This window comes from Campylobacter vicugnae, assembly GCF_002139875.1.
Lineage (GTDB): Bacteria > Campylobacterota > Campylobacteria > Campylobacterales > Campylobacteraceae > Campylobacter > Campylobacter vicugnae.
Map to the genome: position 1 here is coordinate 438,064 of NZ_CP018793.1, position 16,047 is coordinate 454,110.

A 16,047-nucleotide genomic window follows, 5' to 3' on the forward strand; every position below is an offset into this window, starting at 1 on the left:
TCTTATTAAAATATACATACCTAAAAAGGAGATAAAATGAGATTTGAACCAAAACAGAGATTTATATTAAATATTAAAGATAAAGAGAGTCAAAAATTTCTTATACCAGAGTATCAAAGGCCTTATAGATGGAAAATCGATGAGTGTCAAACGCTTTGGGATGATATTATAAATGCGTTCTATGAAAAGAAAAAAAATAAGAAATTTGAATATTTTTTGGGCTCAATTGTAAGTTTTGAAAATAGTAACGGTGATTTAGAGATCATAGATGGACAGCAAAGAATCACTACTTTAACGCTACTTTTTAGAGCGTTTTTTGAGAGCTTAAAAAGTGAAGGTAAAAAAGATGAATTTCAAGATGATTTTGGTAAGTTTATTTGGAAAAAGATTAGAAATGAAGGCTTTGTTTTTAATGAGCCCTATTTAAGTTCGCAGGTTATCACTGACAAAGATAAAAAAGTATTAGAATATATTTTAATAGAAGATATTGATATTGAAAAATTAAAAAGCTTTAACTCTAATTATTCTAAAAATTTTATCTTTTTTCATGATGCTATAAATGATTTTAAACTAAAAAACGCCTCTGAGTTTTCAAATTTATGTGATACTATTTTATCTGATACATTTTTTGTATTATGTGTAACTTGTGATAGTCAAGAATCTGCAATGACTATTTTTAATACTCTAAATTCTCGTGGTATGCCACTTTCAAATGCCGATATTATAAAGGGCTACATTTATAAAAATATAGAAAATAAAGAAGAATTTGCTAAAAAATGGCAAGAAATTAGCTCAAAATTTGAAGAATACAGCCCAAAAGAAGATATGAGTGTGCTTTTTATTCAGGCAATGCATGCAATAAGAGCTTTACATAATTATACAGACACCACTACTCCAAGTGTTTTAGACTTCTTTACCAACAAAAATAAAAAGTTTAATTTTGGAGCAGAAGATAAATATCTTGTAGAACAAGAAAAAATAAAAGAACTTATGAATTTTATAGAAATTCTAGTTTATTTTTGGGGAGCACCTGAAGCATATTTAAGTCAAAAAGCTTACAGATATTTTAAAATTCTTTGTTTATATCAAAATGATATGTGGAGATTTTTTGTAGCTTTTTTGGTTTGGAGAAACAAGAATAATTTTATAAAAGATGAATTTAATGAGAATTTTAATAAAGAATTCGAAATTTATCTTCTTGAACTGCTAAAAGCAATGACTGTTAAAATTCTAAATAATAAAACAAATACAAATGAAATTAAAGATTTAGTTTTTAAAATGAATGCAGAGCTAAATCAAAATATAAATTTTTCTTATAGCAAATTCTTGCCAGAGAGATTTTTAAATAATTTTTCTAGTAGTGATAAGAATATCAAGCCAGACGCTAGAAAAGTAAAATATCTTTTATATTTATATGCTCATCTTTATGATGATTTTTCTAGTGATATACAAAGCTATAAATTAGAAGTAGAGCATATTTTACCTAAAACTTGGCAAAATACGAATTTTGATGAGTGGAACGAGACAAGTCATTCGCAATATTTGGAACAAATAGGTAATAAAATTTTGCTTAACAAACTAACAAATATTAAATGTGCTAATAACTTTTTTTCTTTAAAACAAGAAAAATATAAAGAGAGTCAAAACTCGCAAGAGGTAAGAGATCTTGGCAATAGAGAGGATAAAATTTGGTCAAAAGCTGATATAGAAGCTAGAAATAAAGCAATAGAACAAGCTTTAAAAAATTTTATAAACAAATAGATATTATTTAGCAATTTTGAATAAATTTTTGAATTGCTAAAGCATAGATTTATTTTAATATTTTAGCCTTGATTACTTTTTATTTCATCTTAAATTAAGTAAAATTTGAGTAAAATAGGCATTTTTTAATAAATTTAGTTGAAAGGAAAGATTGTGCCAACCATTAATCAATTGGTCAGAAAAGAACGCAAAAAAGTGATCGTAAAATCTAAATCACCAGCGTTGAAAGAGTGTCCTCAAAGAAGAGGTGTTTGTACTAGAGTTTATACTACAACTCCTAAAAAACCAAACTCAGCTTTGAGAAAAGTTGCCAAAGTAAGGCTAACAAGCGGTTTTGAAGTAATCAGCTATATCGGCGGTGAAGGCCACAACCTACAAGAACACAGTATTGTACTAGTGCGTGGTGGTAGGGTAAAAGACTTACCGGGTGTTAAGTATCATATCGTTCGTGGTGCTCTTGATACAGCAGGTGTTGCAAAACGTACAGTATCTAGATCTAAATATGGTGCTAAACGCCCAAAAGACGCTAAAAAGTAATCATTGACGCAGACTAGCCCTTAGATATGGCTTAGTTTGAGTAAAATTTAAATTTGAAGGAAAGTTATGAGAAGAAGAAAAGCCCCTGTTAGGGAAGTAATGCCTGATCCAATTTATGGCAATAAGGTTATAACTAAATTTATTAATTCACTTATGTATGATGGCAAAAAAAGTGTAGCTACAGAGATTATGTATGGCGCACTAAAAGCTATCGATGCTAAAGGTGGCGAATTAAAAGGTATTGATGTATTTAATAGTGCTATTGATAATGTTAAACCTATTATGGAGGTAAAATCTCGCCGTGTAGGTGGCGCTACATATCAAGTGCCTGTAGAGGTTCGCGCTGCACGCCAACAAGCTCTAGCTATTCGCTGGATTATTAGTTTTGCTCGCAAAAGAAGTGAAAGAACTATGATAGAAAAATTAGCTGGCGAATTATTAGATGCCGCAAATTCAAAAGGTGCTTCATTCAAGAAGAAAGAAGATACATATAAAATGGCAGAAGCTAATAAAGCATTTGCTCATTATCGCTGGTAATAAGGAGCAAATATGTCAAGAAAAACTCCATTAAATATGGTTAGAAATATCGGTATCGCTGCACACATCGATGCTGGTAAAACAACTACAAGTGAAAGAATTCTATTTTTTACAGGTATGAGTCATAAAATTGGTGAGGTTCATGATGGTGCTGCTACTATGGACTGGATGGAGCAAGAAAAAGAGCGTGGTATTACTATTACCTCTGCTGCTACTACTTGTTTTTGGAAAAATCACCAAATTAACCTTATAGACACTCCAGGACACGTTGATTTTACTATCGAAGTTGAGCGTTCTATGCGTGTTCTTGATGGTGCTGTAGCTGTATTTTGTGCTGTTGGTGGGGTTCAACCTCAAAGTGAAACAGTATGGAGACAAGCTAATAAATACCGTGTTCCAAGAATGGTTTATGTAAATAAAATGGATAGAATCGGTGCTAACTTCTATAATGTTGAAGAGCAAATCAAAACTCGCCTAAAAGCTAATCCAGTTCCAATTCAAATTCCAATTGGTGCTGAAGATGAGTTTAAGGGTGTTGTAGATCTAATTACTATGAAAGCACTTGTTTGGGAAGATGATACAAAACCAACTGATTTCGTAGTTAAAGATATTCCAGCTGATCTTGTAGAAAAAGCACAAGAGTATCGCAATAAAATGATTGAAGCTGTAGCTGAGACTGATGATGCTCTAATGGAAAAATTCTTTGGTGGCGAAGAGCTAACTATTGAAGAGATTAAAAAAGGTATCAAAGCTGGTTGTCTATCTATGAGTATGATTCCTATGGTTTGTGGTACTTCATTTAAAAATAAAGGTGTTCAACCACTTCTAGATGCAGTTGTGGATTACTTACCATCTCCAGATGAAGTTGAAGCTATTAGAGGTGAGCTTGAAGATGGCACTGAAGTAGTTGTAGATAGTACAGATGATGGCGAATTCGCTGGTCTTGCATTTAAGATTATGACTGACCCATTTGTTGGACAACTTACATTCGTAAGAGTTTATCGTGGCCAACTAGAGAGCGGTAGCTATGCTTATAACTCAACAAAAGATAAAAAAGAAAGAATCGGCCGTCTATTAAAAATGCATTCAAATAAACGTGAAGAAATTAAAGTTCTTTACGCTGGTGAGATTGGTGCTGTAGTTGGTCTTAAAGATACTTTAACAGGTGATACGCTAGCTAGTGAAAAAGATAAAGTTATCCTTGAGAGAATGGATTTCCCAGAGCCAGTTATCAGTGTTGCGGTTGAGCCAAAAACAAAAGCAGACCAAGAAAAAATGGGTATTGCTCTTGGTAAGCTAGCTCAAGAAGATCCAAGCTTTAGAGTTAGCACTGATGAAGAGAGTGGTCAAACAATTATCGCTGGTATGGGTGAATTACACCTTGAAATCATCGTTGATAGGATGCTAAGAGAGTTTAAAGTTGAAGCTGAAGTAGGTCAACCACAAGTTGCATACCGCGAAACTATTAAAAAAGCTGTTGAGCAAGAGTATAAATATGCTAAACAATCAGGTGGTCGTGGTCAATATGGTCATGTTTATCTACGCCTTGAGCCGCTTGAACCAGGTAGCGGATTTGAATTTGTTAATGATATTAAAGGTGGGGTTGTACCAAAAGAGTATATTCCAGCTGTTGAAAAAGGTTGTAACGAAGCACTACAAAGCGGTGTTTTAGCTGGTTATCCAGTAGAAGATGTTAAAGTTACACTATTTGATGGTAGTTACCACGAAGTTGACTCTTCTGAGATGGCATTCAAACTTGCTGCTTCTATGGGCTTTAAAGAGGGTGCAAAAAAAGCTGGTGCTGTTATCCTTGAGCCTATGATGAAAGTTGAAGTAGAGACTCCAGAGGAGTATATGGGTGATGTAATCGGTGACTTAAACAGACGCCGTGGCCAAATTAACTCAATGGATGAAAGAGGTGGCAATAAGATTGTTACTGCATTCTGCCCACTTGCTGAGATGTTTGGTTACTCTACAGACCTAAGAAGCCAAACTCAAGGTCGTGCTTCATATTCAATGGAATTTGATCATTATGAAGAAGTTCCTAAAAATGTATCTGACGAGATTATCAAAAAGAGAAATGGTTAATCCATTTTAAGCTCCGCTTTGGCGGAGTTTGCTCCTCATAGCTCAGCAGGATAGAGCGCAGAATTCCTAATTCTGAGGCCATAGGTTCGAATCCTATTGGGGAGACCATTTAATGGTAAAATTGAGCTTAATACCCTTGATTTACTTTTACTCAAGTTCCTTTCTTAATTATTTTTAAAAATAAGATTATAGTTATTGTAAGATAAATTTGCTTTTTAAAGCTTAGAGCATATATAAATCTTTTAAAGTTTTACTAAAAATTATTAAAAATTTTTTAAATTAATATATAACAAATTTTTCTATATCAAATTTGATTATTATATAAATTAACTATTCAATATCTATATTTTAAAAATAATAATTAATTTTAATATAAATTTAATATTTATTAGATTATAATTGATAATGGATTTCATTATTTGGAGGATTATATGACTTTAGATCTATTAGAAAATGGTAAAGTTGCTCGTATTTCTAATTTTAATGTAACTGAGCAATTGCTTGAGAGACTTTTTAGTTTAGGACTATCTAAAGCAAAAATTATTAAAAAGGTCTGTAGTAGTCTTGGCGGATCTACTATATTAATAGAGTGCGATAGGGTATGCTTGATGCTTAGATCTGATGAGGCTAAAAGCATTGAAGTGGAGAGAATTTAATGAAAAAGATTATTAAAATAGCGTTAGTTGGCCAGCCTAATGTTGGTAAAACGCTTTTAATTAATGCTATCAGTGGCTCGCATTTAAAAGTCGGTAATTTTGCCGGTGTAACAGTTGAAAAATCGGAAGCTAAATTTAATTATAAAAATTATATTATCAATATAATTGATTTGCCTGGCACTTACTCCATCTATGGTTACTCTCAAGAGGAGAAAGTAACTAGGAATTATATATTGCAAAATGATTATGACCTTATTATAAATGTTGCTGATTCGACTAATCTAGAGCGTAATTTAATCCTTACGACACAGATAATGGAAAAAAATAAAAAGATGATTTTGGCGCTAAATATGAGTGATGAGGCTACTAAAGAAGGTATAAATATAAATGCTAAGACTTTAGAAGAGCTTTTAGGAGTGCCGTGTGTTTTGGTTTCAGCCAGTACAAAATCAAATTTAGATAAATTGCTTGATTGTGTTATTAAAACTTATGAAGCTAAATATAAACCAAATAAGCGTATATTTAGCGATGCGATTGAAAATGAGATACAAAGAGTTTGTGAGTTTTTAAACGCTAAAAACGATCCAAATATAAAAAAGCTTAATCAAAGCATAGAAGAGATAGCTATTGCTTTGCTTAAACAAGATAATGAAATTTATAAAAACCTACATGATAAGCCAATTTTTACTGAGCTTTCACGCATTATTAGCGATAGTCATAAAAATTTATACATACAATATAAAACAGAGTCTGTAAATCAAATTTTTATGCAAGAGTATAGCGATTTTGTAAATGGTGCAATAGCTGAGAGTGTTAAATATAATAAGCCTAAAGAGATTAACTATACTAAGATTGTAGATAAGGTGCTAATTAATAAATATATTGGAATTCCTATATTTTTATTTTTTATGTGGTTGTTGTTTTGGCTTACATTTACGCTTGGGTCTATACCAATGGATTATATAGAGGCTGGATTTTCTGCGCTTGGTGATGTAATTAAAAAAAATATCGCCAATGAGATGCTTGCTTCGCTTCTAGCTGATGGGATTATTGGTGGAGTTGGTGCTGTTATACTATTTTTGCCAAATATTATAATTTTATTTTTTGGAATAGCACTTTTAGAAACTACTGGATATATGGCTCGTGTATCATTTTTGCTTGATGGATTCTTTCATAAATTTGGCTTACATGGTAAGAGCTTTATTCCGCTAGTTACTGGTTTTGGTTGTTCGGTGCCGGCTTTTATGGCTACTCGCACACTTAAAAACCAAAAAGATCGCTTACTAACTCTATTTATTATCAATTTTATGAGTTGTGGGGCTAGACTTCCTGTTTATGTGCTATTTGTAGGAGCGTTTGCTCCAGAGTCTCAAGCAGGTAACTGGCTATTTGCTATATATATTTTAGGGGCGATTTTGGGGCTTATTGCTGCTAAGATTCTTAGAATGACAGCATTTAAAGGGCCTGATGAGCCATTTGTTATGGAGATGCCAAAGTATAGAATACCTAATTGGAAGCTAGTTTGGTTTATGGTTTATAATAAAGCTAAAATGTATATTAAAAAGGCTGGTACCTTCATTCTAGCTGCAGCTGTGCTTATATGGTTTGCTAGTAGTTTTCCGTTACATAAAGATGTAGTAGCAGATTATGAACAAAAGATAGAGCTTGCTACAAGTGATGAACAAAAAGATGAATTGTCATTTGAATTAGAAAAATATTTGTTAGAAAATAGTTATCTAGGAATGACTGGTAAGATTATAGAGCCATTTTTTGCTCCGTTGGAGTTTGATTGGAGATTGAGCGTTTCTATTGTTAGTGGTTTAGCAGCTAAGGAGGTTGCGATATCTACAATGGGTGTATTGTATTCGTTAGGTGGCGAAGTAGATGAAAATAACGATGGATTAATACAAAAAATTCAAGAAGCTATACCGATTGAGGTGGCTATAGCGTATGTGCTATTTGTGATGTTATATAATCCTTGTTTAGCAGCTACAATTGTCTTTGGCAAAGAGGCTGGCGGATATAAATATATAACTTATCTATTCATTTTTACTACATTTGTTGCTTATTTGGTTTCGTTTATAGGGTTACATATAGCAAGGCTCATTTAGAGCTTTGCAAAGTATCGATTTAGCTTATTTTTTATAATTTTATATTTATATTTTATTGTACAAGTTTTGTTAAAATCATCCACTTTTAAGGAGTTATAATGATAAAATATATAATTACAATGATATTGGCCGCACTTACATTAATGGCCAATCCAAAAGGCAATAGTATGGAAAATTTAACAGAGATCTATCTAGGAGGTGGGTGCTTTTGGGGGACTCAGGGATATTTTGATCTTATTAATGGAGTGGTATATAGCGAAGTAGGTTATGCTAATGGCATAAGCGACCAAACTAGCTATAATCAGATTGCTCGTACAGATCACGCAGAAGTTGTTAGGCTTAAATTTGATGCTAATAGAGTTGATATTAATGAAATTTTAGAGCATTATTTTCGTATTATTGATCCGTTTTCTATCAATAAACAAGGCAATGATATAGGCAGACAGTATCGCACTGGTATATATTATAGTGATGATAAGCTAAAGAGTGTTATAGAGGATTTTATCAGTCGAAAGCAAGCTAAATTTACTAAACCAATTGCAGTTGAGATAGAGCCACTTAAGAATTATATAAAAGCAGAAGAGTATCACCAAAAATATTTAGATAAAAACCCAAATGGTTATTGCCATATTGATCTAAATTTGGCTAGCAAACCATTATATGATGAAAGCAAATTTAAAATTCCAAGCCTATCTGAATTAAAAGAAAAATTAAGCGATTTAGCATTTAAAGTAACACAAGAAAAGGCCACTGAGCGACCATATAGTAGTCAGTATGATAAATTTGATGAGCGTGGTATATATGTAGATATTGTAAGTAAAAAACCGCTTTTTAGCTCTAGCGATAAATATGATGCTGGATGTGGGTGGCCTAGCTTTACAAAGCCAATTACAACTGATGCGGCTAGTTATCATAGGGATTTAAGTCATGGAATGGAGCGTATTGAGGTTACATCTAGACAAAGCGGTAGCCATTTAGGCCATGTATTTGATGATGGGCCAATTGATAAAGGAGGGCTTAGATATTGTATTAATGGAGCCTCTTTGGAGTTTATTCCTTATGATGAGATGGATAAAAGAGGCTATTCTGAATATAAAATTTATGTTAAATAATTAAAATTTTTATGGGAGATACAATCTCCCATTTTTATTTTAAATTTACTATAAAATACTTGCTTTTAAGTATTTTATATTAAAATAGCGTGAGTTTAATAGAAAATCTAATTAAAATTATAAATAAATCTTTAAAATTAATAGATACTTATCTAAATTCTAATTTTATATAAAATTAGAATTTCTAATATGTTTGCGACATTTTCCCAATTATGAATATACATAAAGTAGCTCTAGTAGCTGGTGCATAGCGTAGTAAATAAGGGGAAAATCTTTACTCTTTTTAAGATTAATAAGATAGCCAATAGAACAAATAATAATGGCAAAAATATTTAAAAATAGATTAAGGGCATACCAAATAGCAAAACTAAAAGCGTTGAATGCTATGCCTGTCGTTATACTTTTCTTAAAACCATATCGTAAAATAGCCAAAGTTATAATCCATATAGGCAAAGTAATGATAGGCATTACAATACTAATTAAAAATAAGTTCTCAAACCTACCAACAAACATAAAAGTAAAACATAAAATAATAGCGATGAAACCCCATACTCTAAGGGTTAAATTTTTGCAAAACATACACATTAGCCACACGCAAACAAGAGTTATTATTCTTCATCTTGCTATTTCCATTATGGTGCTTTTTATTAAATTACTTTATTTTTATAGGTTTAAATAAAATATTTGTATCATCTACTCATTTCTAATATTCTATAGCTATTATCGCTGTGGTCTAAATTTCTATTTCAGTTGAACCACCAATGTCTCTATTTATGCCTAAAACGTCTACATTTTTATAACTACTATCTTTGTAGTCAAATATCTCTATCTCACTACCAGAGCGGACTTTATTGCCTTTTTTCTATATCTACATATGAGTGATTTTCCCAGTCATATCCGCTCCAACCAAAGCAAACACTAGTAAATAATATAATAGCTAAAATTTTGTTCATATTTTCTCCTTGTTATTAAAATTAAGAATAATTTTACCATTCCTCCTATACTTAAAAAAATACTTAATAGGGATATATAAATTTTACATAGTAAGATAGAATTATCTGTTATAATTAACTCTTATTTTGGATATATTTCCACTATTATATGAACTAGCTCTTCGTGCTTTGATAGCTCTTTTTTGATAAGATTTATATCAATTGGATCAATGGAATTTAGAGAGATTATACAAGTGTATTTGTCATTTGCTACTTTTAGAAGATGTAGATCTTTGATTTCTATATCACTTCTAAATAGGCGTAAAATATCTACCACTTTGCTAATTATTGGCTCATTCATATTAGCATCAAGTAGTATTTTGCCCGATTGTCTTAATAGCCCTATAGCCCACACTAATACCAAAATAGCGCCAATAATCCCCATAAGTGGATCTAAAAAATCAGCTCCAAAAAGCAACCCAAATCCCAAAGCCACAATAGCCAAAATAGAAGTAAGCGCATCAGTAAGGACATGTATATAAGCAGCTTTTAAATTCAAATCATCGTGATGATGATGGTGATTATGATGATGATCGTGGCTAGACCTTAATAGCCAAGCACAGATTAAATTCACTATAAGTCCGATAATAGCTATTAAAATTGCCTCTTTATATGCTATGGATTCTGGATTTATAAACTTTAAAATAGAGTGATAAATCATCAAAAACGCAATCACTAAAAGCGACAAGGCACTAGTGTAACTAGCTAGAATTTCCATCTTATAGGTACCAAAACTAAATCTAGCATCGCTTTTATATCTATTTGACATAATATAAGCAAAATACGCTAGTCCAAGTGCTAATGCGTGAGAGCTCATATGCCAACCATCGGCTAGTAACGCCATAGAGTTAAAGTATATACCGCCTATAATTTCAGCTATCATCATAGATATTGTGATTATCATCGCATATAGCGTGTTTTTCTTGGCGGTAAGATTAGCTGAGTGAAAATTGTGATTATGTGAAAAATTTAAAATATTAGGGTCTAGACTAGCATTATGGTATAATAATGCTTATAAAACAACCAAATAATCAGCCTTTGAGCAAATATAAAATAAGAAAAATTCTTTTTTGTTTTTGTTTAGATTTAAATGCTACTACAACATCTAAAATGTTAGCTATAAATCGCAATACCGTAAATAAATACTATCTTAAATTTAGAGATTTTATTTATAAATATCAGATGAATAAATTTGATACCATCATAGGTCATATTGAGTTAGATGAGAGTTATTTTGGAGCTACTAGAATCAAAGGTAGCCATATCAAGAAAAAAGTAGAGGCACTGATAAACAACCAGTGTTTGGTATATTTAAAAGAAATGGCGAAGTTTTTACTGAAATAGTTGAAGATGCATCAAAAGCCACACTTCAGGGCATTATAAGACAAAAGATTAGTCCTGAGAGTATAATTTATACTGATGGTTGGCGTGGATCTGATGGTCTAGTTGATGTAGGTTATGACAAACATTTTAGAGTAAATCACTCCAAAAATGAGTTCTCAAGAGATAGTTATATCCATATAAATGGCATAGAGAGTTTCTGGGGTTTTGCCAAAAGAAGACTAGCTAAATTTAATGGCGTAAGGGTTAATTTTGAACTACATTTGAAAGAGTGTGAATTTAGATGGAGAAAAGATGAGAAAACAATGTATAATATACTTAAAAAAGAATTTTAATGAAAGTATGCTAGTCTAGACCCAAGAGTATTCTTGGTAAAAATTTCTACCAAGATTAAAAGAATTTTAAAATTTGTATTCTAGTTTTAGGCCACCACTCACGCCGTGATTGCCATTTTTATCTACCATACCACCTACTTCATAAGCAAGAGCAAAATTTTCATTAAGCTTTTTTTGACCTAGTAGATTTAGTTTAAAGTTTAGGTTGTTTTTATTTATATCATAGCCGATGTATTCATTTGAGTTATTTAGCGTTACAAATGCTTTATCTTTTGAGTGATAGATATTTTGTTTTGCGATAAATTGGGCTGCATAAGATGAGCTTTGTGAGCTGATAGCATACTCCGCACCAATGCCCACACCAACATTGAAGTCGTTAAAATCTTTTTGTTTATACTCATTATTATTAAAGCCTTTTATTCCATTTAACCCAAGGTCAAGCACTACAAGTGGTTTAAGTGTGTGTTTGAAATTTGTATCATCTTTAAGATCAATTTTATATTTTAAGTAGTTGCTTGAAAGTAAGCCAGTTGATTTTACGTTTGCTTTTTGTGAGTCTGCAATGTAGCGGTCGCCTCTAATGAAAGCTAGATTTAGATTGTTTTGTATTTCAAATTTTTCGCCATTATAGAATGAATAGGCACCAAAATTGTAAATTTTTGAGTCATCTTTAAAATTTCTAGCTTCATAATTTGACTTAGTAAAGCCCATCATTAAGCCAAGTGTAAGTTCTGTGCCTTCGATATTTTGATCATAACCAAAATTTGCTCCGTGAAATTTCAGTTCACCATTTGTATCTTTTTCTTTAAAGTATCCGCCATTTATATTTGCCCAAAAGTTATTTTTTAGCCTTTGTTGCTCCATTGCGTCAAGCACAAGTTTTAGGCTAGGTTGGATATCGCTTTCAAGTCCTGCAAGTTTAAACTGGCTGATATCGGCATTTGCTCTAAAATAGTTAAGTTGCGAAAGCCTTGTGCTTATCATCTCATTATTTGCATAAAGTGCTTTTGTGTTTAAAATAACCGTGTTTTGGGCCATTGCTTTTAGGTCGCCCTCTATCTTTTTTACACGCTCTTTAAGTGCTTTTACATTTCCACTTCTAGCGGCATTATCTATCATATCTTGATCACTACTTGATGTTGAGCTTAAAATAGCAGATAAAATTTTCTTATCATTTTGGTTAGTTAGTCCGGTTGCTTTGCTTAGTTCGTTGACATCCTTTAAATTTCGCTCGCTAAATTTAACATAAAGCTTGTTATCTTTTACCTCAAATGTACTAAAAAGTCCATTTGGGTCGATAGCTTTAAAGGTTACGCCGTTGTTTGTAAGCGTGCCAGCTTTTAGAATTTCATACTCTTTGTTAGGATCGGTGGTTACGTCATCTTTTTGTATAAATTTTGAGAAGTCTATTTGCACTCTTGAACCGCTTGAAAGCTCTAAAATTTTCTTAAAGTCAATCTCTGCTCTATTTACTTCTCTTGCGTTTTTATCGGTTTTTATGTCAAGTAAGTTTGTGATTCTTACATTTGCATCCACATCTTTTATATTGTTGTGATTGCTTGCGTCATACGTTAGAGTGCCAAAATTTAAGTATGAACTTTCGTCTGATTTTAGCGTATTTGCGTTAGTTAGCTTGTGTTTGTTTAGCGTGATGTTTGAGCCATTTTGTGCGTCTAAGTTAAATTCTAACTCATCGTTACTATTTATCATTACATTTGAGTTTTTAAGTGCTTGTAATGTTGTGATGTCAAATTTTGATTTATCAGTTTTATTGATAGTTAGCTCAGTGTTTTCGCTCTTAATTGTGCTAGCTTTTAGCTCGGCATTGTCTAAATTTATATTAGCTGTCATTTTGGTAGCGTTTGAAAATGAAATTTCATTATCAGTTGCTATTTTCGCACCATTTTTAGCGGTTATATCTACTTTGGTAGTATGTTGAGTTGTTAAGTCTTTTAACTTTAGCTCACCACCATTCATGTAAAGATTGCTTGCTTGATTGCTAAGTTCTAGTTTGCCAGTTAGCGTTAGGGTTGATTTTTCAAGCTCTAAGTTTGTGTTGCTGATATCTGAGCCATTGGCATTTGAGTTTATTATCTTTGTTTTGTCGATTTTTGAGCCTTTTAAGATATTATCTATCTGAAAATTCTTTGCTTCTGTTAGAGTAAAACTCTCTGCTTGAAAATGCGAAGTGTCGTCTTTTTTTATGCGTGAATTATCGCCATTTATATTTAGATTTTTTACGACGGCTGTTGAGTAATTTTCTAATTTTATGCTACTTTTATCTGAAATTTCAAGATCACTTGCATTTAGACTTGATTGATTTTTTAGTGTGATTGATGTTGGGTTAAAATTCTTAGCGTTTGATGTGATTTTTGATTGATTAGTGGCAGTAATAGCACCATTAAATTTAATGGTATCATCGGCTCTGTTTTGCTCTTTTAGTACCTCAGAGCTTATTTCTTGCTGGTGGGTAAAGCCATCGCCTGTGGTATTTGCTCCGTCAAATTTATCGATGTAGTGTTTTATTTGGTCGCCACCAAAGACAACCTCTGAGCTTTGGTTTGCCGTGATGTTTGCTGTAACTTCGGCGTTTCGTCCCACGTGTAGTTTTGTATTGGTTACTTCTATGCCCTCTTTTGCTTCAAATTTTCTTGTGTCCCAGTCAGGTTGAGCTAGGGTCGAAGGTCTGGTTAAATCCATATAATCAGGCTGTGTTTCGACGGATTTTATTATCTCTATATTTTTTCTGCCTTTGTATCTAACATCGCTTGGATCTTTGTTTTCAGAGTTATCGCCAAGTGCGTGAGTTGTCGGATGACCTTGTAATACGATAGTGCCACCATTTGCACTAAATTTGCCATTTATATCAAAACCACCGTCAAAAACAAGCACTTTTGAGCCATTTGTGGTTATATCGATTTGATTGTTTTGACCGCTTTCTCCGATACTTGCGTGAAAAATTTTATCTTTATCATCGTTTTTTATCGTTAGTGTTGATTTTGTACTTGATGAATTGATGATTTTAGCGTTATTTGCATTTGCTGAAACGTTGCTAAAAGTTTGTGATTTGCCGTTTAAATCAAGCTTTCCACCACCATTTGAAAAGAAAATTTTATCGTTTAAGTCTATATTGTCGGCATCTAGCTTTAATGTGCCACGCCCACTGGTGATATAAATTTTCTTAAAAGCATTTGCATTTTTAAGAATAACCTCTCCATTTCCAAGTCTTAAATTTTCATTTGTGCTGCTTACATTTAGCACTCCACTGCCTATTTTGTGAATATCAACCAAAGAAGCTACTTCTAAATTTAAAGAGCCATTTTGTATATCAAAACCAGCGATATTTTTTATCTTTCCAGTGTTAGCCGGATCGCTTTTTAAAGACCAGTTCCCTTGTTTTACGACTATGCCACCGGTGCCAAGGTCTAATTCACTATTTAGCGTAATAGTGCCACCAACTGAGTTGCTAACAATATTATCTTTGTCTTTTTTAAGGTCGGTATTTTCTATCGAACTTTTTGAAATTTCGTTTTCATATTGTTTTTTATAATCATCAAAGTCTGTTTTAGTAACGATTGAGTATTCAGTTGTGCTTGAACCCATTGAAACAACACCAACCAAAACCCATTTATTTTTTGTTGTATCATAAACAAATAATCCAGAGCCACTATCGCCAGTGCTTGGGGTGTTTTCAAAATTTTTATTTTGATATACATTTAGCACTATGCCGTTTTCAAGACCATTTGCGTTGTTTCTGCCTTGCTTGTAGCTAGATATGTTATTTAATGAAATGTAGTTAATGCCACCACCTCTTGTGGAATTTTGCAGATTTCTTGCCTCTTGCCCACCATTGCCACGTCTAAAACCAAGCGTTCCAGTTCCAGCTTGATAAACATCGACATTATTATCATTTGGATTTGCGTCGCTTTTTTGTATATTTTTTATGTATTCATCTAAAAGTTTGATGTTTTTTTGTGCTGATTGATAGTCAGTAATTTTAGTAGAAACCTCTAAGCCGTCAATCTCTAATGGGTCAATCTCACCCTCAACTATATATTTATCCGTGCGTAAAAATATAGTATCACGCCCATATTGTTTTTTAGTATCCGTTGTGTTTTGTTGTCCTGATAAAAAGTTATAGGTTGTTAAATCAAATTTGCCTTTTAATTCAGAGGTGTTTTTGCCCTCAAAAATTCGCTCTAAGTGCTTTGCGGTTGTAACGTAGTTTCTACCAAGTGAGGTTACGGCTCCGTGATTGCTTCTTGCTGATTGGTCTGGAATTTTAGCAAATGTAAATGTATTGCCATCTTTTTGTTTTAGATTCACACTTTGATTAGGTGTGCTAAAAACACCCTTGTTTTGTCCAAGGTCTATAAAATCTCTATAATAGTTCTTGTCAAGATACATAATTTGTGCGTAGTTGCAGGTTACTAAGACGCTTGATAGGGCTATGGAAAGACCTATTTTATTATGAATTTTTATCAATTTGTATCCTTTTTTGATTATTAAAATTTAGCGATTGTAACATAAATAAAGTTAATTATTTCTTTAATAAAAAGCACATAAATATAAAATAA

The 16,047-nt window shown here is 32.3% G+C and carries 10 protein-coding genes, 1 tRNA gene and 1 pseudogene; 10 read left to right on the forward strand and 2 right to left on the reverse strand.

Annotation, left to right across the window (positions count from 1 at the left end; translation table 11 throughout):
• Positions 1-36 precede the first annotated feature (36 nt).
• The 9 genes from CVIC12175_RS02340 to CVIC12175_RS02380 all read left to right on the forward strand — a co-directional run bounded on the left by CVIC12175_RS02340 (position 37) and on the right by CVIC12175_RS02380 (position 9,481).
• Positions 37-1,761 (forward strand): DUF262 domain-containing protein, encoded by a 1,725-nt coding sequence (locus tag CVIC12175_RS02340; RefSeq protein ID WP_086315822.1) that lies wholly within the window; start codon positions 37-39, stop codon positions 1,759-1,761.
• 153 nt (positions 1,762-1,914) lie between these two features.
• Positions 1,915-2,298, forward strand: coding sequence for a 30S ribosomal protein S12 (gene rpsL, locus CVIC12175_RS02345; protein WP_002850111.1), 384 nt, complete (start codon positions 1,915-1,917; stop codon positions 2,296-2,298).
• 66 nt (positions 2,299-2,364) lie between these two features.
• A complete protein-coding gene (gene rpsG, locus CVIC12175_RS02350; RefSeq protein WP_086254136.1) occupies positions 2,365-2,835 on the forward strand; it encodes a 30S ribosomal protein S7 in 471 nt (156 codons plus the stop codon).
• 12 nt (positions 2,836-2,847) lie between these two features.
• On the forward strand, positions 2,848-4,923 hold the full coding sequence (gene fusA, locus CVIC12175_RS02355; RefSeq protein ID WP_086302477.1) for an elongation factor G: 2,076 nt from the start codon (positions 2,848-2,850) through the stop codon (positions 4,921-4,923).
• A 31-nt stretch (positions 4,924-4,954) separates the two neighbouring features.
• Positions 4,955-5,031: transfer RNA gene (locus CVIC12175_RS02360), tRNA-Arg, on the forward strand.
• Between the two features lie 323 nt (positions 5,032-5,354).
• Positions 5,355-5,579 (forward strand): FeoA family protein, encoded by a 225-nt coding sequence (locus CVIC12175_RS02365; RefSeq protein WP_086248557.1) that lies wholly within the window; start codon positions 5,355-5,357, stop codon positions 5,577-5,579.
• Positions 5,579-7,690, forward strand: coding sequence for a ferrous iron transport protein B (gene feoB / locus CVIC12175_RS02370; protein ID WP_086302476.1), 2,112 nt, complete (start codon positions 5,579-5,581; stop codon positions 7,688-7,690). The genes CVIC12175_RS02365 and feoB overlap by 1 nt, the downstream gene beginning before the upstream one ends.
• 98 nt (positions 7,691-7,788) lie before the next feature.
• Positions 7,789-8,802, forward strand: a complete 1,014-nt coding sequence (gene msrB, locus CVIC12175_RS02375) for a peptide-methionine (R)-S-oxide reductase MsrB (RefSeq protein WP_086257422.1) — start codon at positions 7,789-7,791, stop codon at positions 8,800-8,802.
• 319 nt (positions 8,803-9,121) lie between these two features.
• Positions 9,122-9,481 (forward strand): hypothetical protein, encoded by a 360-nt coding sequence (locus CVIC12175_RS02380; RefSeq protein ID WP_086302475.1) that lies wholly within the window; start codon positions 9,122-9,124, stop codon positions 9,479-9,481.
• 395 nt (positions 9,482-9,876) lie between these two features.
• Here CVIC12175_RS02380 and dmeF read toward each other — a convergent pair whose 3' ends face one another.
• On the reverse strand, positions 9,877-10,770 hold the full coding sequence (gene dmeF, locus CVIC12175_RS02385; RefSeq protein WP_141083176.1) for a CDF family Co(II)/Ni(II) efflux transporter DmeF: 894 nt from the start codon (positions 10,768-10,770) through the stop codon (positions 9,877-9,879).
• A gap of 32 nt (positions 10,771-10,802) precedes the next feature.
• On the opposite strand from dmeF, the pseudogene CVIC12175_RS02390 reads away from it, so the two are divergent.
• Positions 10,803-11,470, forward strand: a pseudogene (locus CVIC12175_RS02390) (IS1595 family transposase).
• 66 nt (positions 11,471-11,536) lie between these two features.
• On the opposite strand, the gene CVIC12175_RS02395 reads toward CVIC12175_RS02390, so the two are convergent.
• Complete coding sequence (locus CVIC12175_RS02395; RefSeq protein WP_086315823.1) at positions 11,537-15,955, reverse strand: S6 family peptidase; 4,419 nt, start codon at positions 15,953-15,955, stop codon at positions 11,537-11,539.
• Positions 15,956-16,047 lie beyond the last annotated feature (92 nt).

Bases quoted from the DNA above. Each gene is read 5' to 3' on its own strand.
- CVIC12175_RS02340 (WP_086315822.1), top strand. From the start codon at position 37: ATGAGATTTGAACCAAAACAGAGATTTATATTAAATATTAAAGATAAA.
- rpsG (WP_086254136.1), top strand. From the start codon at position 2,365: ATGAGAAGAAGAAAAGCCCCTGTTAGGGAAGTAATGCCTGATCCAATT.
- fusA (WP_086302477.1), top strand. From the start codon at position 2,848: ATGTCAAGAAAAACTCCATTAAATATGGTTAGAAATATCGGTATCGCT.
- CVIC12175_RS02365 (WP_086248557.1), top strand. From the start codon at position 5,355: ATGACTTTAGATCTATTAGAAAATGGTAAAGTTGCTCGTATTTCTAAT.
- feoB (WP_086302476.1), top strand. From the start codon at position 5,579: ATGAAAAAGATTATTAAAATAGCGTTAGTTGGCCAGCCTAATGTTGGT.
- msrB (WP_086257422.1), top strand. From the start codon at position 7,789: ATGATAAAATATATAATTACAATGATATTGGCCGCACTTACATTAATG.
- CVIC12175_RS02380 (WP_086302475.1), top strand. From the start codon at position 9,122: ATGGCAAAAATATTTAAAAATAGATTAAGGGCATACCAAATAGCAAAA.